The sequence below is a fragment of the Pseudomonas rustica genome, from assembly GCF_049959085.1.
Lineage (GTDB): Bacteria > Pseudomonadota > Gammaproteobacteria > Pseudomonadales > Pseudomonadaceae > Aquipseudomonas > Aquipseudomonas rustica.
This window is the reverse complement of the sequence record NZ_CP188200.1, coordinates 5,988,989-6,011,196: the sequence shown is the minus strand read 5'-3', so window position 1 is coordinate 6,011,196 and position 22,208 is coordinate 5,988,989. Positions and strand designations below refer to the sequence as shown.

Annotated in this window: 22 protein-coding genes; 8 read left to right on the top strand and 14 right to left on the bottom strand. The window is 59.7% G+C overall.

The window, feature by feature from the left end:
• Positions 1-44 precede the first annotated feature (44 nt).
• Positions 45-701: an HAD family hydrolase gene (locus ACP3TY_RS27280; protein WP_426618894.1), complete on the top strand. Its 657-nt coding sequence runs from the start codon at positions 45-47 to the stop codon at positions 699-701.
• A 113-nt stretch (positions 702-814) separates the two neighbouring features.
• On the opposite strand, the gene ACP3TY_RS27275 is transcribed toward ACP3TY_RS27280, so the two are convergent.
• Together ACP3TY_RS27275 and ilvA are read right to left on the bottom strand one after the other, a co-directional pair.
• Entirely contained in the window at positions 815-1,240 is a 426-nt protein-coding gene (locus tag ACP3TY_RS27275; RefSeq protein ID WP_053124794.1) for a DUF2269 domain-containing protein, read from the bottom strand.
• 39 nt (positions 1,241-1,279) lie between these two features.
• Positions 1,280-2,794 (bottom strand): threonine ammonia-lyase, biosynthetic, encoded by a 1,515-nt coding sequence (gene ilvA, locus ACP3TY_RS27270; protein ID WP_212545109.1) that lies wholly within the window; start codon positions 2,792-2,794, stop codon positions 1,280-1,282.
• Between the two features lie 260 nt (positions 2,795-3,054).
• Here ilvA and rpiA point away from each other — a divergent pair, with 260 nt between their 5' ends.
• Positions 3,055-3,729: a ribose-5-phosphate isomerase RpiA gene (gene rpiA, locus ACP3TY_RS27265; RefSeq protein WP_007913886.1), complete on the top strand. Its 675-nt coding sequence runs from the start codon at positions 3,055-3,057 to the stop codon at positions 3,727-3,729.
• 148 nt (positions 3,730-3,877) lie between these two features.
• On the opposite strand, the gene ACP3TY_RS27260 is transcribed toward rpiA, so the two are convergent.
• The 4 genes from ACP3TY_RS27260 to ACP3TY_RS27245 form a co-directional block, all read right to left on the bottom strand.
• Complete coding sequence (locus tag ACP3TY_RS27260; RefSeq protein WP_426618893.1) at positions 3,878-4,795, bottom strand: SdiA-regulated domain-containing protein; 918 nt, start codon at positions 4,793-4,795, stop codon at positions 3,878-3,880.
• A gap of 204 nt (positions 4,796-4,999) precedes the next feature.
• Positions 5,000-5,923, bottom strand: a complete 924-nt coding sequence (locus tag ACP3TY_RS27255; RefSeq protein ID WP_426618892.1) for an SdiA-regulated domain-containing protein — start codon at positions 5,921-5,923, stop codon at positions 5,000-5,002.
• Positions 5,924-6,143: 220 nt separating this feature from the next.
• Positions 6,144-6,809: a fumarylacetoacetate hydrolase family protein gene (locus ACP3TY_RS27250; protein ID WP_053124802.1), complete on the bottom strand. Its 666-nt coding sequence runs from the start codon at positions 6,807-6,809 to the stop codon at positions 6,144-6,146.
• Between the two features lie 41 nt (positions 6,810-6,850).
• Positions 6,851-8,245 (bottom strand): FAD-binding oxidoreductase, encoded by a 1,395-nt coding sequence (locus ACP3TY_RS27245; protein WP_159811916.1) that lies wholly within the window; start codon positions 8,243-8,245, stop codon positions 6,851-6,853.
• Between the two features lie 204 nt (positions 8,246-8,449).
• Here ACP3TY_RS27245 and serA point away from each other — a divergent pair, with 204 nt between their 5' ends.
• Positions 8,450-9,679 carry a phosphoglycerate dehydrogenase gene (gene serA, locus ACP3TY_RS27240; RefSeq protein WP_053124806.1) on the top strand — a complete coding sequence of 410 codons (1,230 nt, stop codon included), beginning with the start codon at positions 8,450-8,452 and terminating at the stop codon, positions 9,677-9,679.
• Between the two features lie 120 nt (positions 9,680-9,799).
• On the opposite strand, the gene ACP3TY_RS27235 is transcribed toward serA, so the two are convergent.
• Positions 9,800-10,225: a DUF4399 domain-containing protein gene (locus ACP3TY_RS27235; RefSeq protein ID WP_053124809.1), complete on the bottom strand. Its 426-nt coding sequence runs from the start codon at positions 10,223-10,225 to the stop codon at positions 9,800-9,802.
• A 135-nt stretch (positions 10,226-10,360) separates the two neighbouring features.
• Here ACP3TY_RS27235 and ACP3TY_RS27230 point away from each other — a divergent pair, with 135 nt between their 5' ends.
• Positions 10,361-10,936, top strand: coding sequence for a transporter substrate-binding domain-containing protein (locus ACP3TY_RS27230; protein WP_212545112.1), 576 nt, complete (start codon positions 10,361-10,363; stop codon positions 10,934-10,936).
• An 87-nt stretch (positions 10,937-11,023) separates the two neighbouring features.
• On the opposite strand, the gene ACP3TY_RS27225 is transcribed toward ACP3TY_RS27230, so the two are convergent.
• Together ACP3TY_RS27225 and ACP3TY_RS27220 are read right to left on the bottom strand one after the other, a co-directional pair.
• Positions 11,024-11,515: a DUF523 domain-containing protein gene (locus ACP3TY_RS27225; protein WP_426618891.1), complete on the bottom strand. Its 492-nt coding sequence runs from the start codon at positions 11,513-11,515 to the stop codon at positions 11,024-11,026.
• Positions 11,515-12,147 carry a 2OG-Fe(II) oxygenase gene (locus ACP3TY_RS27220; protein ID WP_159811918.1) on the bottom strand — a complete coding sequence of 211 codons (633 nt, stop codon included), beginning with the start codon at positions 12,145-12,147 and terminating at the stop codon, positions 11,515-11,517. Before ACP3TY_RS27220 ends, ACP3TY_RS27225 begins: the two co-directional genes overlap by 1 nt.
• A 108-nt stretch (positions 12,148-12,255) precedes the next feature.
• Here ACP3TY_RS27220 and ACP3TY_RS27215 point away from each other — a divergent pair, with 108 nt between their 5' ends.
• Complete coding sequence (locus ACP3TY_RS27215; RefSeq protein WP_400651543.1) at positions 12,256-12,990, top strand: DUF2059 domain-containing protein; 735 nt, start codon at positions 12,256-12,258, stop codon at positions 12,988-12,990.
• A gap of 75 nt (positions 12,991-13,065) precedes the next feature.
• On the opposite strand, the gene ACP3TY_RS27210 is transcribed toward ACP3TY_RS27215, so the two are convergent.
• Complete coding sequence (locus tag ACP3TY_RS27210; protein WP_426618890.1) at positions 13,066-14,013, bottom strand: alpha/beta hydrolase; 948 nt, start codon at positions 14,011-14,013, stop codon at positions 13,066-13,068.
• Positions 14,014-14,112: 99 nt separating this feature from the next.
• Between ACP3TY_RS27210 and ACP3TY_RS27205 the strand changes: the two genes are divergently transcribed.
• Both ACP3TY_RS27205 and ACP3TY_RS27200 read left to right on the top strand, forming a co-directional pair.
• The gene (locus ACP3TY_RS27205; protein WP_212545116.1) at positions 14,113-14,691 is read left to right on the top strand and encodes a DUF6436 domain-containing protein; all 579 of its coding nucleotides are present in this window, start codon (positions 14,113-14,115) and stop codon (positions 14,689-14,691) included.
• Positions 14,692-14,793: 102 nt separating this feature from the next.
• The gene (locus tag ACP3TY_RS27200) at positions 14,794-17,205 is read left to right on the top strand and encodes a penicillin acylase family protein (RefSeq protein ID WP_426618889.1); all 2,412 of its coding nucleotides are present in this window, start codon (positions 14,794-14,796) and stop codon (positions 17,203-17,205) included.
• Positions 17,206-17,320: 115 nt separating this feature from the next.
• Here ACP3TY_RS27200 and ACP3TY_RS27195 read toward each other — a convergent pair whose 3' ends face one another.
• Complete coding sequence (locus ACP3TY_RS27195) at positions 17,321-18,286, bottom strand: GlxA family transcriptional regulator (RefSeq protein ID WP_426618888.1); 966 nt, start codon at positions 18,284-18,286, stop codon at positions 17,321-17,323.
• A gap of 224 nt (positions 18,287-18,510) precedes the next feature.
• Between ACP3TY_RS27195 and ACP3TY_RS27190 the strand changes: the two genes are divergently transcribed.
• Complete coding sequence (locus tag ACP3TY_RS27190; RefSeq protein ID WP_053124826.1) at positions 18,511-19,152, top strand: HD domain-containing protein; 642 nt, start codon at positions 18,511-18,513, stop codon at positions 19,150-19,152.
• Between the two features lie 89 nt (positions 19,153-19,241).
• On the opposite strand, the gene ACP3TY_RS27185 is transcribed toward ACP3TY_RS27190, so the two are convergent.
• The 3 genes from ACP3TY_RS27185 to ACP3TY_RS27175 are packed head-to-tail and all read right to left on the bottom strand — an operon-like array spanning position 19,242 to position 22,188.
• Positions 19,242-20,132, bottom strand: a complete 891-nt coding sequence (locus ACP3TY_RS27185; protein WP_400651556.1) for an ABC transporter permease subunit — start codon at positions 20,130-20,132, stop codon at positions 19,242-19,244.
• Positions 20,129-21,010, bottom strand: coding sequence for an ABC transporter permease subunit (locus ACP3TY_RS27180; RefSeq protein ID WP_172680169.1), 882 nt, complete (start codon positions 21,008-21,010; stop codon positions 20,129-20,131). Before ACP3TY_RS27180 ends, ACP3TY_RS27185 begins: the two co-directional genes overlap by 4 nt.
• 35 nt (positions 21,011-21,045) lie before the next feature.
• Complete coding sequence (locus ACP3TY_RS27175) at positions 21,046-22,188, bottom strand: ABC transporter ATP-binding protein (RefSeq protein ID WP_008085321.1); 1,143 nt, start codon at positions 22,186-22,188, stop codon at positions 21,046-21,048.
• Between the last annotated feature and the right edge of the window lie 20 nt (positions 22,189-22,208).

Genomic DNA, 22,208 nt, shown 5'->3' with positions numbered 1-22,208 from the left:
GTATTCTTGTCGCCTTTTTACAGACTTATCAGCGGGTAACTGCAATGCGCCTGGCTCTATTCGATTTGGACAACACCCTTCTGGGCGGCGACAGCGATCACGCCTGGGGCGACTATCTGTGTGAACGCGGCTTCCTCGACCCGATTGCGTACAAAGCGCGCAACGACGAGTTCTATCAGGATTACCTGGCCGGCAAACTGGATAACGCCGCGTACCTGAACTTCTGCCTGGAGATCCTCGGCCGCACCGACATGGCTGTGCTCGATCAATGGCACAACGATTACATGCGCGACTGCATCGAGCCGATCGTGCTGCCGCAGGCGCTGGAACTGCTGAAAAAGCACCGCGACGCCGGTGACAAACTGGTGATCATCACCGCGACCAACCGCTTCGTCACTGCGCCGATTGCTGTGCGTCTGGGCGTTGAAACCCTGATCGCTACCGAATGTGAAATGGTCGATGGCCGTTATAGCGGGCGTAGCACGGATATTCCGTGCTTCCGTGAAGGCAAGGTGACGCGCCTGAATCGTTGGCTGGAAGAGACCGGGTATTCGTTGGACGACAGCTATTTTTATAGCGATTCGATGAATGATTTGCCGTTGCTGGAGCAGGTGGCGAATCCGGTGGCTGTTGATCCGGATCCGAATCTGCGGGCTGAGGCCGAGAAGCGTGGCTGGCCAGTGATTTCGTTGCGCGACTGAAGATCAACAGATCGCAGCCTTCGGCAGCTCCTACAGGTTCGGAGTCAGATCACATTTTTTGTGATCGACAAAAATCCCCTGTAGGAGCTGCCGCAGGCTGCGATCTTTTCGCTTCACACCGGTTTGGCGCCCATCAACCCGGCAATCGCGACAAAACACACGAAACTGAACAACGCCAAAGCAAAGCTGAACCGCCCCACCCCGCCCGGCGCCTTGCGCAACCGATTCAAACGCACCAGCAACCACAACCACGCCAACGCCGCCACGGTGTACAGCACGCTCGACGCCAGAATCCACGTCTGCCCCAGCGGCCAGCCCACCAGATGCACCATCCACCAGCCAGTAAACGGCATGCTCAGCAGCGCCAGGCCCATCAGCAGCCAGACAAACACCCGTGGCCGTTGCAACGTGCGGCTGCCCGCCGTCGCATCACCTTTGCGCTTTGCGAGAAACACCCAGATCGCCAGACCCAGCGCACTCGCCAGCAAAACCACGGTGGCGACCACATGCGCCATTTTCAGGGCCGTTAACGTTTCCATTGTCAAAATTCCTTATTGCTTGCCCATCAGCGTAGCCGCTCAGCCGAGAAACAGCTGATAGGCCGGGTTCTCGCTTTCATCCCAGTACGGGTAGCCGATCTCTTCCAGCGCCGCCGGCACCAGATGACGCTCGTCGTGCGGCACCTGCAGGCCGGCGACCACACGGCCATCAGCAGCGCCATGGTTGCGGTAGTGGAACATCGAGATGTTCCAGCGACCGCCGAGCTTATTAAGGAAGTTGAACAGCGCACCCGGACGCTCCGGGAATTCGAAGCGGAACACCACTTCATCAATCACGTGCGCCGCGTGCCCGCCAACCATGTGGCGGATGTGCAGCTTGGCCAGTTCGTTGTCGGTCAGATCAGTGACCGGGAAACCCTGCTCGGTCAGGCTCGCCAGCAGTGCGCTGCGCGGATCGTTTTCCGGGTGGGTCTGCACGCCAACGAAAATGTGCGCTTCGCTGCCGGTGTTGTAGCGGTAGTTGAATTCGGTGATCTGGCGCTTGCCGATGGCTTCGCAGAAGTTTTTGAAGCTGCCGGCCTTCTCGGGGATGGTCACGGCGATGATTGCTTCGCGGCCTTCACCCAGTTCAGCGCGCTCGGCGACGTGGCGCAAGCGGTCGAAGTTGACGTTGGCGCCGGAGTCGATGGCGACGAAGGTCTGGCCGCTGACACCGCGTTGTTCGACGTACTTCTTGATCCCGGCTACGCCCAAGGCGCCGGCAGGTTCGGTGATCGAGCGGGTATCGTCGTAGATATCTTTAATTGCTGCACAGATCTCGTCAGTGCTGACGGTGATCACTTCATCGACGTAGTCTTTGCAGATGTCGAAGGTGTGCTGGCCGATCTGCGCCACCGCCACGCCGTCGGCGAAGATGCCCACGGTTGGCAGAACGACGCGCTCACCGGCAGCCATCGCGGCCTGCAGGCAGTTGGAGTCGTCCGGCTCGACGCCAATGACTTTGATGTCCGGGCGCAGGTATTTCACGTACGCGGCGATACCGGCGATCAGACCACCGCCGCCGACCGGGACAAAAATCGCGTCCAGCGGCTGCGGGTGCTGGCGCAGAATTTCCATCGCCACGGTGCCCTGCCCGGCGATGGTGTGCGGATCGTCGTACGGGTGGATGTAGACGTAGCCTTTTTCATCGACCAGTTTCAGCGAGTAGGCCAAGGCTTCCGGGAACGAATCACCGTGCAGCACGACTTTGCCGCCACGCGAACGCACGCCTTCGACCTTGATCTCGGGGGTGGTCTTGGGCATGACGATAGTGGCTTTTACGCCCAGCACTTTCGCCGCCAGGGCCAGACCTTGCGCATGGTTGCCCGCCGACGCGGTGACCACGCCACGGGCGCGCTCTTCTTCGGTCAACTGAGTCAACTTGTTGTAAGCGCCGCGAATCTTGAACGAGAACACCGGCTGCAAGTCTTCGCGCTTGAGCCAAATGTCATTGCCCAGCCGCTCGGAGAGCTGGCGAGCGTTCTGCAGCGGGGTTTCTACGGCAACGTCATAAACGCGCGAGGTGAGGATCTTTTTGACGTACTGTTCGAGCATCGGAAAGCATCACTGAGCGGGTTGGGCAGGGCCAAGGAGTCTAACCCGGCTTTTGCCCGGGCGACCACACGAATCCAGAGGTTTTAGCCGCGCCTTAAAAGATCGCAGCCTTCGGCAGCTCCTACAGAATGCATGCGATTCCTGTAGGAGCTGCCGCAGGCTGCGATCTTTTGATCTGCCAATAGGACAATGACCTTCCCAGCCATGGGGCCTATAATGCCGGCCTTTCGTTCTCCCTTCTTCGGCACCTCGGAGCCCGCATGACCCAGGATCAACTCAAACAGGCAGTGGCTCAGGCCGCCGTCGACTTCATCCTTCCGAAACTCGACGACAAGAGCATCGTTGGGGTCGGCACCGGCTCCACCGCCAACTGCTTCATCGACGCCCTGGCCCAGCACAAGGGCGCATTCGATGGCGCGGTTGCCAGTTCCGAAGCCACCGCCGCGCGCCTCAAGGGCCACGGGATTCCGGTGTATGAGCTGAACACCGTCAGCGATCTGGAGTTCTACGTCGACGGCGCCGATGAAAGCGACGCGCACCTGAACCTGATCAAGGGCGGCGGCGCAGCCCTGACCCGCGAGAAGATCGTCGCGGCCGTGGCCAAGACCTTCATCTGCATCGCCGACGCCAGCAAACTGGTGCCAGTGCTGGGTGAATTCCCGCTGCCAGTCGAAGTGATCCCGATGGCCCGCAGCCACGTTGCCCGCCAACTGGTGAAACTGGGCGGCGACCCGGTGTACCGCGAAGGCGTGCTGACCGATAACGGCAACATCATTCTGGATGTGTTCAACCTGCAGATCACCAACCCGGTGGAGCTGGAAGCGCAGATCAATGCGATTGTTGGCGTGGTGACTAACGGCTTGTTCGCGGCACGTCCGGCTGATTTGTTGTTGCTGGGTACATCCGAAGGCGTGAAAACCCTGAAGGCTGAGTAAGCCAAACTGCCCACTATTTATGGGCAAATGAAGTTCCCTTGTAGGAGTGAGCCTGCTCGCGATAGCGGTGTGTCAGTTGATATCGATGTTGACTGACACTCCGCTATCGCGAGCAGGCTCACTCCTACATTGGGTTTTGTGGTGTTGGCTAGGGCTGTGCAGGTTTTTTGAAGACGTAAAACAGGTTCGGCTCGCTCACCATGTACAGCGTGCCATCGTCGTCCATCGCAATGCCTTCCGCCTGCGGCACGGTTTTCTTCAAACCCTGACGCCCGCCACTGATGGACATCGTGCTCAACGGCCGCCCATCGACATCCAGTTCCAGAATCAACCGCGATTCATCCGACAGTGCCAGTAAATGGCCGCTGCGTTCGTCGTACTGCAAACTCGACAGATCACGCACAAACATCCCGGCATCGCGCTTGGGGTTGTTGATCACGTGCACCGCGTAGGATTTTTCCGGGTTGAAGTGCGGAAAACCATGCACTTCGTAGATCAGCATCGGATCGCGCTCTTTCGCCACGAACAGGCGCTTGCCCACCGAGTCGTAAGCCAGACCTTCAAAACCCTTGTTGCCGCTCATGTGCACGCCGAGGGTCATCTGCTCGGCATCCGCCGCATCGAGGAACGTGGTGCCTTCTTCCAGATGAATCTTGATCAGCCGCTGCTCACGCTCGTCGGTGATCACGTAGGTGTCGGCGCTGATGAATTCGACAGCCTCCGCATCGCCAAAGCCGATCAGCGAGATGCGCCGCAGGATCTTGCCTTCCAGCGACAGCTCAACCAGCTCGGCATTTTTGTTGGTCACGGTAAACAGGCTTTTTCGCACCGGATCGAAGGTCAGCGCTGACACATCGTCGTCCAGACCGTCGATAACTCGTGCTTCAATCTCCACACGGTATTGATCCAGACCAATGGATTCAGTGCTCTGCGGTTGCCACAACGTGTGCAGGTTGAACCAGGCACGCTCGAACAGGCGCAGGTATTGGCCGATCGCAATCAACGCGATCAGGGCAATCACCGAGACGATGATGACCAGAGGTTTGGGACGGGCAAGTCGACGCATTCGGGCGGGCTCGGAATCAAAACAGGCGGATGAAATATCACGCCCGTCTGAACTGAAGCTTAATGGCCACTTGCCTCAAACCACAAGACAACCCTGTATTTGATCGTTCCCACGCTCTGCGTGGGAATGCAGCCGGGGATGCTCTGCGTCCCGCAGTCAAAAGATCGCAGCCTTCGGCAGCTCCTACGAGGTTCGATGGGGCCGTTATTTCTGTTTTTCGAAGCGGTAGAACAGGTTCGGCTCACTGACCATGTACAGCGTGCCCGCCTCGTCCATGGTCACGCCTTCGGCGCGCGGGATGGTTTTCTTGATGCCGTTGAAACCGCCGAGCAAGGTCATGAAGCTGACCTGATCGCCCTTCTCATCCAGCTCCAGCAATAGATGCGAATCAGCGGACAGCACCAGTGTGTGGCCGGTGCGCGGATCCACCGCCAGCGCCGAGAGGTTGCGGATGTCCAGCTCATCGCTGGCGAGTTTTTGCTTGTCGCCCGTCAGCGTCTGGGTGCCGGCGCTTTTCCAGGTGAACAACGCCGGTGGCCGCTCTTCGCCCAGCAGCAGTTGCTGATTACGCGGATCCCAGGCAATCGCTTCGAAGGCTTTGTTCTGGTCTTTCGAGGGGCCGAGGTCGTATTTGGGGAAGTCGGCGATGTTCAGTTCGCGGGTGTCGGCGTCAACTTTGACGATCGAGAGTATGTGCTCGCGCTCATCGACGATGGCCATCAGGCCGTTTTCCATCACGGTCAGGCCTTCCGGATTGCTCCAGCCCTTGAGCGGCATTTTGCGCAGGACGTCGCCCTGCAGGCTCAGCTCGGCGAGGAATGGATTTTTGCCCATTACCGAAAACAGGGTTTTGGTCTGCGGGTTATAGGACAGGTCGGAGGCTTCGTCTTTCTCCATGCCCGGCAGCAACTTCGCGTCTATCACTGCGTGGTAGTCGGGCAACCAGACGCTTTCCTTTTGCTCGGTCGGGCTCTCGAAACGCTCCAGCACCCAGAGCACGCCACGGTCATCCCAATGCATGGCGAACGCCAGGCCATAGGCGGCGGCAAGGGCCAGCGCCAGCCAGGTATACCAACGCAGGGCAAAACGTGAACGGCGGGCGGATTTGAGCTGAGTTTGAGATGACATCGAGGGACGCGTTCCGAAAATTCAGGCTATGGGTAATAGCACAAAGAGGCCGGCTCAGACGCCAGATTTTCCGGAATTATCCAGACAGGATGTGAAAAAAACGGCAAATGGCGGGATTGCGGTATGCGAAGACGTAAGATCAAAGATCAAAAGATCGCAGCCTGCGGCAGCTCCTACAGGGATCGGTGTAGGAGCTGCCGCAGGCTGCGATCTTTTGCGGTTAGCGAACGCTGCTGTTAAAGCTGCTCGCGCCCACCAGTTCCAGGACGATGTCGTCGCCCACATTCAGCGGGCCGACGCCCACTGGTGTGCCAGTCAGGATCACGTCACCGGCCTGCAGCGAGAAGCAGCCGGCCATGTGCTGGATCATCGGCACGATCGGGTTGAGCATCGCGCTGCTGTTGCCGTCCTGACGGACTTCGCCGTTGATGGTCAGGCGAATGCCGATGTCGGTCAGGTCAGCAAATGTGCTGCCGACCACGAACGGCGCGATCACTGCCGCGCCGTCGAACGATTTGGCGATTTCCCACGGCAGACCCTTGGCTTTCAACTCGGCCTGTTTGTCGCGCAGGGTCAGATCCAGCGCCGGGGCGAAACCGGAGATCGCATCGAGCACTTCTTCACGGCTCGGCTTGGTCGACAACGGCTTGCCGATCAACACGGCGATTTCCGCTTCGTAGTGCACCGAACCGCGCTCGGTCGGAATGGCGAAACCGCCTTCCAGCTCAACCACGCAACTGCCCGGCTTGATGAACAGCAACGGCTCGGTAGGCACCGGGTTGTCCAGTTCTTTGGCGTGTTCGGCGTAATTACGGCCAATGCACACGACTTTCCCGATCGGGAAGTGGATGCGCGTGCCGTCGACGTACTGGTGCTGATAGCTCATTTACCGACTCCTGCCTTCATTGATTCATCAAAGATTACAGATCAAACCGCGAAGATCTTGCCCGGGTTCATGATGCCGTTCGGGTCGAACACCGCTTTTACCGCTTTCATGTACTCGATCTCAACCGGCGAGCGGCTGTAGGTCAAATAATCACGTTTGGTCATGCCCACGCCGTGCTCGGCGGAGATCGAACCGTTGTACTTCTCGACGGTTTCGAACACCCACTTGTTGACAGTCGCGCACTTGGCGAAGAACTCGTCCTTGCTCAAGTTATCCGGCTTGAGGATGTTCAAATGCAGGTTGCCGTCGCCGATGTGGCCGAACCAGACGATTTCGAAATCCGGATAGTGTTCGCCGACGATCGCGTCGATTTCCTTTAAAAATGCCGGCACTTTCGACACGGTGACCGAGATGTCGTTTTTGTACGGCGTCCAGTGCGAGATGGTTTCGGAGATGTACTCGCGCAGCTTCCACAGATTCTGCAGTTGGGTTTCGCTCTGGCTCATCACGCCGTCCAGCACCCAGCCCTGCTCGACGCAATGTTCAAAGGTCTCCAATGCGCTGTTGGCCACTTCTTCGGTGGTCGCTTCGAATTCCAGCAACGCGTAGAACGGGCAATCGGTTTCAAACGGCGCCGGTACGTCGCCACGACCCATGACTTTCGCCAGGGCTTTGTCGGAGAAGAATTCGAACGCGGTCAGGTCGAGTTTGCCCTGGAAGGCGTGCAGCACCGGCATGATCGAGTCGAAATCGGCGGTGCCGAGCACCATCGCGGTGAGGTTTTTCGGCGCACGATCGAGGCGCATGGTCGCTTCAACGACGAAACCCAGCGTGCCTTCAGCGCCGATAAACAGCTGACGCAGGTCGTAACCGGTGGCGTTCTTGATCAGGTCTTTGTTCAGTTCGAGCACATCGCCCTTGCCGGTGACGACTTTCATGCCGGCGACCCAGTTGCGGGTCATGCCGTAGCGAATCACCTTGATCCCGCCGGCATTGGTGCCGATGTTGCCGCCAATCTGGCTGGAGCCTGCCGAGGCGAAGTCAACCGGGTAGTACAGGCCTTTTTCTTCGGCGACGTTCTGCAAATGCTCGGTGACCACGCCCGGCTGACAAACGGCGGTGCGGTCAGTGAGGTTCACGTCGAGAATCTGATTCATGTAATCGAACGAGACGACCACTTCGCCATTCGCCGCCACGGCAGCGGCGGAAAGTCCGGTACGCCCGCCCGATGGCACCAGCGCGACCTTGTGTTGATTGGCCCAACGGACAACCGCCTGCACCTGTTCAATGGTCTTGGGAAACACGATGGCGCTCGGCGCCGGGGCGAAGTGCTTGGTCCAATCCTTGCCGTACGCATTCAGGGAGTCGACGTCGGTGAGGACTTTGCCAGGCTCAACCAGGGTCTTCAGTTCATCAATCAGGGCAGGATTGGTCATCGACAGAACTCTCGAACAATTCATGGTCATCCTGAGAACGCTTCACGTCGCAGGAATGAGTGTTTAGCGGGGAGGCTATGCTAGCATATCGACCCCGCAGGACAGTGCCTAAGGCCAGATCCGCGGAGACGACATTCTTGTCGTCCGGGTCAGCGTCTGTTGACCATTTCCTGCCATTTTTCTCCGGGATACAGGTTTACGCAGATGAGCAAGACTTCTCTCGATAAGAGCAAGATCAAGTTCCTTCTTCTCGAAGGCGTCCACCAATCGGCTGTCGACGTCCTCAAGGCGGCGGGCTACACCAGCATTGAGTACCTCACCGGTTCTCTGCCGGAAGCCCAGCTCAAGGAAAAGATTGCTGACGCTCACTTCATCGGCATTCGTTCGCGCACGCAACTGACCGAAGAGATCTTCGATCACGCGAAGAAGCTGGTAGCGGTCGGCTGTTTCTGCATCGGCACCAACCAGGTTGACCTGAGTGCTGCCCGCGAGCGCGGTATTGCCGTGTTCAACGCGCCGTACTCCAACACCCGCTCCGTTGCCGAGCTGGTGCTGGCCGAAGCGATCCTGCTGCTGCGCGGCATCCCGGAGAAAAACGCTTCCTGCCACCGTGGCGGCTGGATCAAATCCGCAGCCAACTCCTTCGAGATCCGTGGCAAGAAACTCGGCATCGTCGGCTACGGCTCGATCGGTACTCAGCTGTCGGTTCTGGCTGAAGGCCTGGGCATGCAGGTGTATTTCTACGACACCGTGACCAAGCTGCCGCTGGGCAACGCCACTCAGGTCGGAAACCTGACCGAGCTGCTGGGCATGTCCGACATCGTCACCCTGCACGTTCCGGAAACCGCTGCGACCCAGTGGATGATCGGCGAGAAGGAAATCCGCGCCATCAAGAAGGGCGGCATCCTGATCAACGCGGCGCGCGGTACCGTGGTCGAGCTGGACGCCCTGGCGGACGCGATCAAGGACAAGCACCTGATCGGCGCGGCCATCGACGTGTTCCCGGTGGAGCCACGCTCCAACGACGAAGAGTTCGAAAGCCCGCTGCGTGGCCTCGACAACGTGATCCTGACCCCGCACATCGGTGGTTCGACCGCCGAAGCGCAAGCCAACATCGGTCTGGAAGTGGCAGAAAAACTGGTCAAGTACAGCGACAACGGTACTTCGGTTTCGTCGGTCAACTTCCCGGAAGTGGCCCTGCCGGCTCACCCTGGCAAGCACCGCCTGCTGCACATCCACGAGAACATTCCGGGTGTGATGAGCGAGATCAACAAGGTCTTCGCCGAAAACGGCATCAACATCTCCGGTCAGTTCCTGCAGACCAACGAGAAGGTTGGCTACGTGGTGATCGACGTCGACGCCGAGTATTCGGACCTGGCGCAAGAGAAGCTGCAGCACATCAACGGCACGATCCGTAGCCGCGTTCTTTTCTAAGAACAGCTACAAGCCGCGAGCGACAAGCAGCAAGTGATGTTCGCTTAGCTTTTGCTTGAAGCTCGTAGCTCGCAACTCGCCGCTGATAAAAAAAGGGAGCCCCGAAAGGGCTCCCTTTTTTTATTCGACGTTGATGGTGATTTTCTTCGAGACGATTGGCGGGTCGAACGCCATGTGATTCTTGTCACCCAACTCCAGTTGCAAGGTGTGCTTGCCCGGGGCCAGTTTGATTTCAGCGAAGGTCTGCGCCTTGCCGAAGTGCATGTGGTTGGCGTCAGTCGGCACCACAGCGCCGGCCGGAACGATTTCCTTGGCGTCGATCAGCAGATGGTGGTGACCGGTGTTGGCGGTGACGTCACCGGCCGGTGCCAGCGCGACGTCCTTGGTACCGAACTTGACCTTGAACTGCTGGGAAACCGTGGCTCCGTCCTCGGGAGAAACGATGAACACTTCGGCACCTTTTGGCGCAGGGGTGGCAGCACTGGCCAGCACCGAAACACCCATCAGCACACCGGCCAATGCTGCACGTGACATAAAGCTTTTCATTTTCTTCTCCAGTTTTTCCGTAAAATCCGCACGGTCATGACAACTTCATGACCATTCGTTGTCGAAGGCACTCGACAACCATAGCAAAGCGAGCCTGAATCAGAGCATCGCGATAATGATTTCAAAGGAGTGACCATGCGTTTTCTGCCTGGCCTGATCTGCCTGCTACCCCTTCTGAGCCCATTGGCTCACGCCGAACTTATAGATGACGTCAATGATCGCGGTGAGCTGCGCATAGCCCTTGAGGCTAATACACCGCCCTTCAATTACAAGGACGATGGCGACAAACTCACGGGGTTCGAGGTCGAGCTGGGGCAAATGCTCGCCAACGAGCTGGATGTGCGCGCCGACTTCATCGTCACCGACGAAGCCGACCTGTACCAGGGCGTTGAAAGCGGCAAATACGACGTTGCGCTCAACCACATAGCACTGACCGCCGAACTCAAGGATCGTTTCGACGTAGAGCCTTATGGCAAGGTCGAGGCGCAGATGCTGGCGAAGAAGGATGAGCCGGCGCAGCCGCAACCGATGGTGCTGGTGCAGGCGTTGACGGATGCCAAACCGAAGGCGAGCGCGCCGGTGGAATTGGCGATTCCGTTTCAGAAGGGTAACCCGGCGTTTCACGCCAGCCTTGAGAGCGCAATGCAGCGGATCAGGGCGGATGGGCGCTTGGCGGCGTTGACCGAGAAGTGGCTCACTGAACCCAAGTGAAACCTGTAGGAGCTGCGGCACGCTGCGATCTTTTGATGTTGATTCGAAAGATCAAAAAGATCAAAAGATCGCAGCGTGCCGCAGCTCCTACAGGTGATCGAGTTGGGTCAGGGATTCTGCGGCTTGCGGGAGTTCGAGCTCGCTGAAAACCTGCACGCCATGGCGCTTGAGCAGTGCAGCCGTCACGCCTTCGCCAGTGACTTTCACGCCACTGAAAGTCCCGTCATAGGTCAGCAGGTTTCCACAGGATGGACTGTTGGCTTTCAGCACTGCCACGCGAATGCCATGCTTCTGCACGAGAGCCAGCGCCTGCCGCGCGCCATCCAGAAACTGCGCACTGACATCCTCACCCTCGGTGGTGATCACCGCAGCAGTTCCATCCAGCACCTCAGCGCCCTGCCCTCCGGGAATCTCCGCTGCCGCCCGTGGCGTCGGCAAACCGCCCGCGACTTCCGGACACAACGGCACCACGCGCCCTTCGGCAATCCACTGCTCGAGCAAATCAAACGGCCCGCTCGCGCCGCCGTCGTAACGCACGCGATGACCCAACAGGCAGCGGCTGACCAGAATCTTGTCCATCAGAACGGCTCGTTGCCACGGCGGCGGAACCAACCGGTCAGCGACAAACGCTCGCGGTTCGCCGGCAGCACTTCGTGCGGCACTTCGCCGGAGAGAAACACCACCAGACAACCGCCAGTGGGCTGCACGTCATGCACGCGTTCATCGTTCAGGTACATGCGCAACTGCCCACCGTCCTCCGGCAGCCAGGCGTCATTGAGGTAGACCACCACAGAGACCATGCGCTTGTCGTCATCGCGAAAACGGTCGACGTGCCGGCGATAAAAAGCGCCGGGCGGATACAGGGCGAAATGGCATTCAAAATCTTCAAGGCCGAGGAACAAGCCACGATTGAGCGCCTCGCGCAGGCTCTCCATCAGATTCAAGTAACGGTCACTGGACTCGGCCTGACCCGGGTCGATCCACTGAATATGGTCGCCACGAATCCCCTCGCGAATCTCTGAAAACGGCCCACGGCCCACCGCTGCCGGCGCCAGTTCACCTTCTGCCTCGCGTTTACGGCACTCGGCCGCCAACTCGCGGGTCAAACCGGCGGGCAGGAAAATGTTCTGCTGCGACCAGCCGTGATCGGCCAGGTCGTCGACAATGCGTAACAGCAGCGGGTGTTCAGAGGATATTTGCATGGCGCGCATAGTATGCCGCCGGCGAAAAATCCGACAGAGCCACGCAGCGGCTTGATACGAATTCTCGACAAGTACCGGCACCGCACGGAGAATAGTCCGCTGCTGACAGGAGTCCCTATGCGCCGTTTGCTTTTTTCACTGTTGATGTTCTGTGTTTTGCCCGCCTGGGCGGACGGCCACGATCAGCTGTACAAGGTCGCCGGCTGGCCAGAACAACGCGCGCATTTCAACGACGCCCTGACGGCCGCCCAGCAGCGCTATCAAAACAGCCTGCCGCCCGCGGTGTTTCAAGCGCTGCTGAACAACAGCAATCAGCGCTTTGCCCCGCAGGCCGTGGATCAACGCGCCGAAGCGCAACTGCGGCAGAACCTCGCCGACCCGAAACCGGCGCTGACCTTCTTTCAATCGCCACTGGGCAAAAAAATCGTCGCCGCTGAATTGCTCGCGACCCGCCGCGATCAACTGGCGAAAAACGCCAAAGGCCTGCCGAAGATGCAGGTCAGCGACAGCCGTCTGCTGATCATCGGCCACCTTGCTCAAGCATTGCCCGCGCGTGAAGCGGGCGCCGAAGTGAGCCTGGCGATTGCCGGCGTCGCGGCAGACAGTTTGAGTTCGATGATTCCGGGATTGCTTGGCGGTGGTCAGGCGCAGAGCATGTTGAACGGTCAGCGTCAGCGCCTGATGGATCAGATTGGCGCGGACATGAACAACACGCTGCTTTACGTTTATCGCGACTTGTCGGATGAAGAGCTGGAAGAGTTTGCGACGTTTGCCGAATCGGCTGAGGGCAAGGCTTATTATCAGGCGGCGCTGGCGGCGATTCGGGCGGGGTTGGCGGTTGGCCAACCCTGAAAGATCGCAGCCTTCGGCAGCTCCTACACCGATCCATGTAGGAGCTGCCGAAGGCTGCGATCTTTTGATTTTGCTCTAAAGATTCCGCCCCCTGATCCGCTTGCTCAGAAACTCGAAATACTCCTCTCGCATCTCCACCGTCTCATTTGCCAGATGATGCCGCGCCTCCGCCAGCAGCAGAATCTGCGGCCGATCAAACTTCCACTTCAACACCTGCAAATTGTGCTGCCAGTCCACCGTCATGTCCGCCTGCCCCTGAATGATCAGCGGCCGTCGCGGACTTTTTTTCGCGTGTTCAACGCGCACGATCCAGCGTGACAACGCCCCGACCCACGCCGTCGGCAAGCGTTTTGGCTGCAACGGATCTTTCAGCAGAAACGGCAGAAAATCCGGGTCATTCGAGTTCTCGCTGAAACGCCGCGCGATGCCTCGAACAAAAGTCCTCAGCACGTAATAACTCAACTGCGACCACCCCCACGCCCGAGGTCGCACCAGCGGCGACAACAAAATCACCTGGCCCTGCGCCGGACTGCTCTCGCCATGGTTGAGCAAATGATCGACCACAATCGCGCCGCCGGTACTCTGCCCGCACAAATGCCACGGCTCAGGCAGTGCAATCGAACGTGCTTCGGCGAACAACGCTTGCAGGGTGTCCTGATATTCGGAGAAGTCGCGGATGCTCGCGCGCGGCCCGCTCGACAGGCCATGGCCCGGCAAGTCGCAGGCGATCACGGCAAAATCCTGATCCAGCGCCCACTCGATCACATGCCGATAGAGCCCGACGTGATCGTAAAAACCGTGCAGCAAAAACAGCGTCGCCTTGACCTTCTCCGGCCACCAGCAATGGCTGACCAGTTCGTAGCCATCGACTTCGAAACGGCCCATGCCGCACCACAAATCGCGCTCGGGAAAGTCAGTCTGATAGAAGCGCTGATACGCCTTGGCCTCCTCCGACAACGGCTGCCACTCAGCCAACGGCTTGAGGCTGGCGCGTATTTGATCGGGGTCGAAAGTGGCAGGCATGCAGAGATTCCAAAACGGTAAACAGACTTTATCGGCCTGCGATATTCATCTGTCGGGGCAAGCATGGCAAGCTAGCCCACCTCTTTGGGATCGAAAACCATGCGTTCGCCCTACCGCACCGCACTGTTTGCCAGCCTGCTCGCGCTTATTTGTGCCGGGGTGCTGTGGGCGGCGTACGACTGGTTTCAGGGTCGTTACCTGCGTGCATTCAGCGAACACACCGCGGTGTTTTCCGGTGATCCGCTGCGCCTGCCCGCTGATCTCGCCGGGCCCGGGCCGATTCGGCTGGTGCATTTCTGGGATCCGGCCTGCCCGTGCAACGTCGGCAATCAACAGCACCTGACCGAGATGGTCGAGCAATTCAGCGCCAAGGGTGTCGAGTTCTTTGCCGTGCAGAGAGCCGGCAGCCACGGCCAGTTACCCGCCACGCTCAGCAGCTTGAAAACCCTCACGATCTTGCCCGGCTCCGAGCAAGTGCCCGCCAGCCCGGCCGTGGCGATCTGGGATCGCAGCGGCAAACTGGCGTACTTCGGCCCGTACAGCGAAGGCCTGACCTGCAACTCCAGCAACAGTTTTATCGAACCGATCCTCAACGCGCTGACCGACGATCGCCCGGTGAATGCCACGCACACTTTGGCGGTCGGCTGTTATTGCCCGTGGCCGGTGGAAGCGCAGTAAGGCATTCCGGACTTTTCGAGGACAGCACTGCACGGCACAGATGGACTGTGCTAATTGTTTGCAGCCCGACGGGCGGCAATCCCGCAAGCACAAGGAGTCACCATGAAGCGCGTGTTCACCGTACTGGCCCTGCTCATCGTTGTTCTGCTCGCCGGCGCCGGCTGGTATGTCTACAGCAAACAACCGACGCGACAGGGTCAGGTCGAACTGCGCAACTTGCAGGGTTCGGTGACCGTGCGCTACGACGAGCGCGGCGTGCCGCACATCCGCGCCGAAAATGAAACCGACCTCTACCGCGCCCTCGGTTATGTGCATGCGCAAGATCGTCTGTTCCAGATGGAAGCCATGCGCCGCCTCGCCCGTGGCGAACTGGCCGAGGTGCTCGGGCCAAAACTGCTCGACACCGACAAACTGTTCCGCAGCCTGCGCATCCGTGAGCGCGCTGCCAGCTATGTCGCCAGCCTCGATAAACAGTCGCCGTCGTGGAAGGCCCTGCAAGCCTATCTGGATGGCATCAACCAGTATCAGGACACCCACGCTGCGCCGATCGAGTTCGACGTGCTGGGCATCCCGAAACGGCCGTTCACCGCTGAAGACAGCATCAGCGTCGCCGGTTACATGGCTTACAGCTTTGCCGCCGCGTTTCGTACCGAGCCGCTGCTGACCTATGTGCGCGATCAACTCGGCGCCGATTACCTCAACGTGTTCGATCTCGACTGGCAGCCCAAAGGCGTGCTCGCCAAAGGCCACAGCACATCGACGCCGACCCTCGCCGCCGGTGACTGGAAAGACCTCAACGCACTCGCCCGTCTCAGCGAACAAGCGCTGATCGACAACGGCTTACCGCAGTTCGAAGGCAGCAACGCCTGGGTGATTGCCGGCAGCCGCAGCCAGAGCGGCAAACCGCTGCTGGCCGGTGACCCGCACATTCGTTTCTCGGTGCCGTCGGTGTGGTACGAGGCGCAATTGTCGGCGCCGGGGTTTGAGCTGTACGGCCATCATCAGGCGCTGGTGCCGTTTGCGTTTCTGGGGCACAACCTCGATTTCGGCTGGAGCCTGACCATGTTCCAGAACGACGATCTGGATCTGATCGCCGAGAAGGTCAATCCGGACAATGCCAATCAGGTCTGGTATCGCGGCCAGTGGACGGACATGGTCGTCAGCGAACAGCAGATCAATGTGAAGGGCCAATCGCCGGTGACACTCACCCTGCGCCAATCGCCCCACGGCCCGATCGTCAACGACGCGCTCGGCACTGCAGCGGGCAAGACGCCGATTGCGATGTGGTGGGCGTTCCTCGAAACGCCGAACCCGATCCTCGAAGGTTTCTATCAGCTCAACCGCGCCGACACCTTAGCCAAGGCTCGCGCGGCGGCCGCAAAAGTGCAGGCGCCGGGGCTGAACCTGGTTTACGCCAACGCCAAGGGTGATATCGCCTGGTGGGCGTCGGCGTTGCTGCCCAAACGCCCGGCCGGGGTAAGGCCGGAATTCATTCTCGACGGCAGCAGCAATCAGGCGGACAAGGACGGTTTCTACCCGTTCAGCGCCAACCCGCAGGAAGAGAACCCGGCACGCGGCTACATCGTCTCGGCCAACTTCCAGCCGCTGTCGCCGACCGGTATGGAGATTCCCGGTTACTACAACCTCGCCGACCGTGGTCAGCAACTCAATCGTCAGCTCAGCGACAAGAACATTAAGTGGACGAACGAGGCCAATCAGAAACTGCAACTCGGCACGGCGACCGGTTACGGCCCGCGCGTGTTGGCGCCTTTGCTGCCGGTGCTGCGTGAAGTGGTGAGCGACCCGGCGCAGCTGAAACTGGTCGAGCAACTGGCGCAGTGGCCGGGTGACTATCCGCTGGACTCGGTGAGTGCGACGGTGTTTAGCCAGTTCCTCTACGACCTCGCCGATGCGGCGATGCGTGATGAATTGGGCAATGAGTTTTTCGACACGCTGTTGTCGACGCGGGTGATCGATTCGGCGCTGCCACGACTGGCGGCGAACGCTGATTCGCCGTGGTGGGATAACCGCAACACGCCGGTAAAAGAGACTCGCGCCGACGTTGTGCGCACGGCGTGGCAGGCGAGCATGCAGCACTTGAAGCTGACCCTCGGCGACAACACTGCCGAGTGGAAATGGGGCGCGGCGCACACGCTGACGCATGGCCATCCGTTGGGGCAGCAGAAGCCGCTGGATCGGATTTTCAACGTCGGGCCGTTTGCGGCGCCGGGCAGTCATGAAGTGCCGAACAACCTTTCGGCGAAGATCGGGCCTGCGCCGTGGCCAGTGACGTATGGGCCGTCGACGCGGCGCTTGGTGGATTTTGCGGATCCGGCGCATGGGCTGACGATTAACCCGGTTGGGCAGAGTGGTGTGCCGTTTGATAGCCACTATGACGATCAGGCTGAGGCGTATGTTGATGGGATTTATGTGCAGGCGCACTTTAGTGAGGAAGAGGTGACGGCGAATACGCACAATACGTTGAAGCTGTTACCGATGCGGGCAGCCCAGTAGTTCTCGGTTGACTGGACTGACGCCTTCGCGAGCAGGCTCGCTCCCACGGGAGTACGCATTCCAAATGTGGGAGCGAGCCTGCTTGCGAAAGGGCCATCAGCAGCACCGTAAGGCTTCAAACCATCAGCGCAAAATTCAGCCGAAACTGCTGCGGCGTCACGCCCAACCGTCGATTGAACACCCCGCGCATATGCTGCGCATCGCGAAACCCGCACTGATACGCCACCGTCTTCAACGGCGCCGCCGTGCTCTCCAGCATCACCCGCGCCGCATCCACCCGCGCCCGCTCGACAAACTCCGCCGGCGTCACCTTCGCTTCCCGGGCAAACACCCGCGAGAAATTACGCGCGCTCATGTTCGCCGCGTTGGCCAGATCGGCAATGGTCAGATCACCCGTCAGATTGGCCAGCACATACAACTGCACCATCGCCACTGCCGACGTCGGCTCCGCGTGCGGCGTGAGGAACGGGCTGAACTGCGACTGCCCGCCCGAACGCTGAGTGAACACTACCAGCCGCTTCGCCACACTGAGCGCCACTTCAGCACCGTGATCACGCGCCAGTAAATACAGCGACAGATCAATCCCCGCCGTCACCCCGGCCGAGGTGTAGAGCGTGCCGTCCTCGACGTACAAACGATCGGCGTCCACCTGCGTCGATGGACACAACTGCACCAAAGCCTCGGCATCGTTCCAGTGCGTGGTCACGGTTCGCCCTTCCAGCAACCCGGCGCGGGCGAGCATGAAAGCGCCGTTGCAGATCGAGCCGAAACGCTGGGAGCGGGCGCAGGCGTCGCGCAGCCAGGTGTCGAACGTCGCACCGAAATCCATGAACGGCAGTTGCGGCCCGCCGGCGACCAGCAGCAGGTCATAGGCGTCCAGCGCTTCGCTGAAATGGCGATGGGCGTTGAGGATCAAGCCGTTGGAACAGGCCATCGGTGTTTTTTCCAGGCCGATCACTTCCAGCCGATAGTGATCTTCCGGCGCGAGGAAGCGGTTAGCCTCGGCGAATACATCCATGGGGCCGGTGACGTCGAGCGACTGCACGCCTGCGAACACCACGATGGCGACGGTTTTGTTCATGGCTGTGGATTCCCTTTCAAGAGCAAAAGATCGCAGCCTTCGGCAGCTCCTACAGGTGTCCGCTTTCTCATGTAGGAGCTGCCGAAGGCTGCGATCTTTTAGCTTGGCACGATTTGCAGGTGGATTGGCAAGGATCGCAGCCATGCGCCGATTGTTCGCTTGCAGCGTCGGGAACAGACTTTCCCCATCAGCGCCATGACGGCGCTTTCAGAAAGGAAAGCACCATGAGCACGACCATCGCCGGCATCAAAATCCCCGACAGCGCCCTCGCCCGCGCCACCACCGAGTACATCCGCGACATCGAATCCGATCTGCTTTACCACCACTCACGCCGGGTATTTCTGTTCGGCGCGCTGAGCGGTGAACGCCAGCAACTGGCCTACGATCCAGAGCTGCTCTATGTCGGCGCGATGTTCCACGACCTCGGTCTGGTCGAAGGTCATCGCAGCGCTGACGAGCGTTTTGAAGTGGACGGCGCCAACGCAGCGGCGGCGTTTCTCAAGCCGTACGGTTTGAGCGATGACGACATCGAACAAGTCTGGTTATCGATCGCCCTGCACACCACGCCAGGCGTGCCGAAACACTTGCGCCCGACCGTGGCGCTGGTGACGGCGGGTGTCGAGATGGACGTGCTGGGCATGGATTACGCAGCGTTCAGCACCGTGCAGCGCGAAGCGGTGGTGCATGCGCATCCACGTGGGGAAGGTTTCAAGGAGTGCATCATCTGCGCGTTCGCCGACGGCTTGCGCCATCGTCCGCAGACCACGTTTGGCAACGTGAAGACCGATGTGCTGAAGGATCAGGTGCCGGGGTTCAAACCGATGAACTTCGTCGAAGTCATCCGCAATTCCCCTTGGGTGAACTGAGGGCAAAATCAAAAGATCGCAGCCTGCGGCAGCTCCTACATTGGAATGTGTTCCCTGTAGGAGCTGCCGCAGGCTGCGATCTTTTGCTGTTAGGCCGCTTCCGGCGCAGGCGCGCGGCGTACGTCCGGTTGCTTCCACGAATCGGCAGCGCTTTCTTCGATGGCTTGCTGGATGGCTTTCTTGCGCGCTTCTTCGGCACGGCGGCTGAAGAACCAGACAAGGAACGTAACGATCGACACCGCCAGCAGAATCAGACTCGCCACGGCGTTGATCTCAGGCTTCACGCCCAGGCGCACCGCCGAGAACACTTCCATCGGCAACGTCGTCGAACCCGGGCCCGAGACGAAGCTCGCCAGTACCAGGTCGTCCAGCGACAGGGCGAAGGACATCATGCCGCCCGCCGCCAGCGATGGCGCGATCATCGGGATGGTGATCAGGAAGAACACCTTCCACGGCCGCGCGCCAAGATCCATCGCCGCTTCTTCGATCGACAGATCGAGCTCACGCAGACGCGCCGACACCACCACCGCCACGTACGCCGCACAGAACGTCGTATGCGCGATCCAGATGGTGACAATGCCGCGTTCCTGCGGCCAGCCGATCATCTGCGCCATGGCCACGAACAGCAGCAACAGCGACAGACCAGTGATCACTTCGGGCATGACCAACGGCGCGGTCACCAGGCCGCCGAACAGCGTGCGGCCCTTGAAGTGAGTGATACGGGTCAGCACGAATGCCGCCAGCGTACCGAGTGCCACCGCTGCCACCGCCGTGTAGCAGGCGATTTCCAGCGAGCGCACCACCGAGCCCATCAGTTGGGTGTTGTCGAGCAGGCCGACGTACCACTTGATCGACCAGCCGCCCCACACCGTCACCAGTTTCGAGGCGTTGAACGAGTAGATCACGAGGATCAGCATCGGCAGGTAGATGAACAACAAACCCACGACCAGCATCAGGCTGGAGAAACGGATGCGCTTCATTCTTTACCCTCCATTTCCTTGGCCTGACTGCGGTTGAACAGAATGATCGGCACAATCAGGATCGCCAGCATCACCACCGCCAGCGCGGACGCCACCGGCCAGTCACGGTTGTTGAAGAACTCTTGCCAGAGCACTTTACCGATCATCAGGGTTTCCGGACCACCGAGCAGTTCCGGGATCACGAACTCGCCCACCACCGGGATGAACACCAGCATGCAGCCGGCAATAATCCCGTTCTTGGACAGCGGAATGGTGATTTTCCAGAAGCTGTTGAAAGTGCTCGAACCGAGGTCGGAAGCGGCTTCCAGCAGGCTGTGATCGTGCTTCACCAGGTTGGCGTACAGCGGCAGGATCATGAACGGCAGGTACGAATAGACAACACCGATGTACACCGCGAGGTTGGTGTTGAGGATCTGCAGCGGCTCGTCGATAAAGCCCATGCTCATCAGGAAACCATTGAGCAGGCCGTTGTTGCTGAGGATGCCCATCCACGCGTAAACGCGGATCAGGATCGCCGTCCAGGTCGGCATCATGATCAGCAGCACCAGCACCGTTTGCATCTCTTTTCGGGCGGTGGCGATGGCGTAGGCCATCGGGTAGCCGATCAACAGGCAGAGGACGGTGCTGATCAGCGCCATCTTCAACGAGCCGAGGTAAGCGGCGATGTACAACTCGTCGCCCGCCAGCATCGCGTAGTTGCCCAGGTTCAGCAGCAGTTGCAGCTTCTGCTCAACGAAGGTGTAGATCTCGGTGTACGGCGGAATCGCCACATCGGCTTCGGCGAAGCTGATCTTCAAAACGATGAAGAACGGCAACATGAAGAACAGGAACAGCCAGATGAACGGAACCCCGATGACCAGTTGCCGGCCACTGGGGATTATTCGGTTGATGCGGCGTTTGAATTTGCGCATGTTCATGAGCGAAGTACCACGCCGCTGTCGTCTTCCCAGTACACGTAAACCTGATCACCCCAGGTCGGACGTGCGCCACGGCGTTCGGCGTTGGCCACGAACGACTGCACCAGTTTGCCGCTCGGCAACTCGACGTAAAACACCGAGTGACCGCCCAGATAGGCGATGTCGTGCACCTTGCCGCTCGACCAGTTGTACTCGCAGGTCGGTTGATCGGCGGTGACCAGCAGCTTCTCCGGACGAATCGCGTAAGTCACCGATTTGTCCTGCACCGAGGTGCTGATGCCGTGGCCGACGTAGATCTGCCGATCGAGGTCTTTGCAGGTGATGGTCGCGTGGCCTTCGGCGTCGTCGATCACTTCGCCTTCGAAGATGTTGACGTTACCGATGAATTCGCAGACCAGACGGCTGGTCGGGGTTTCGTAGATGTCGATCGGGCTGCCGATCTGAGCGATCCAGCCCAGGTGCATGATCGCGATGCGCTCGGCCATGGTCATGGCCTCTTCCTGGTCGTGCGTCACCATCACGCACGTCACACCGACGCGCTCGATGATCTCGACCAGTTCCAGTTGCATTTGCGAACGCAGTTTCTTGTCGAGTGCGCCCATCGGTTCGTCGAGCAGCAGCAGCTTCGGCCGTTTGGCCAGCGAACGCGCCAGTGCCACACGCTGACGCTGACCGCCGGACAGTTGATGCGGCTTGCGCTTGGCGTACTGGCTCATCTGCACGAGCTTGAGCATTTCGGCCACGCGGGCGTCGACTTCAGCCGCCGGAATCTTGTCCTGCTTGAGGCCGAAGGCGATGTTCTGCGCTACGGTCATGTGCGGGAACAAGGCGTACGACTGGAACATCATGTTGATCGGACGTTCGTACGGCGGCATGTCGGTGATGTCGACGCCGTCGAGGAAAATGCGCCCCTCCGTGGGCCGTTCGAACCCTGCCAGCATCCGCAGCAGAGTGGATTTGCCCGATCCCGATCCGCCGAGCAGAGCGAAGATTTCGCCCTTTTTGATTTCCAGGGACACATCGTCCACGGCAATCGTCTCGTCGAACTTCTTCGTGACCCGGTCGATTTTGACCAACACCTGTTTCGGTGTCTGGTCGCCCTCGAGGGCTTTCTTATAGGCGCCGGAGGCAACTGCCATTTACGAAACTCCCAGATAAA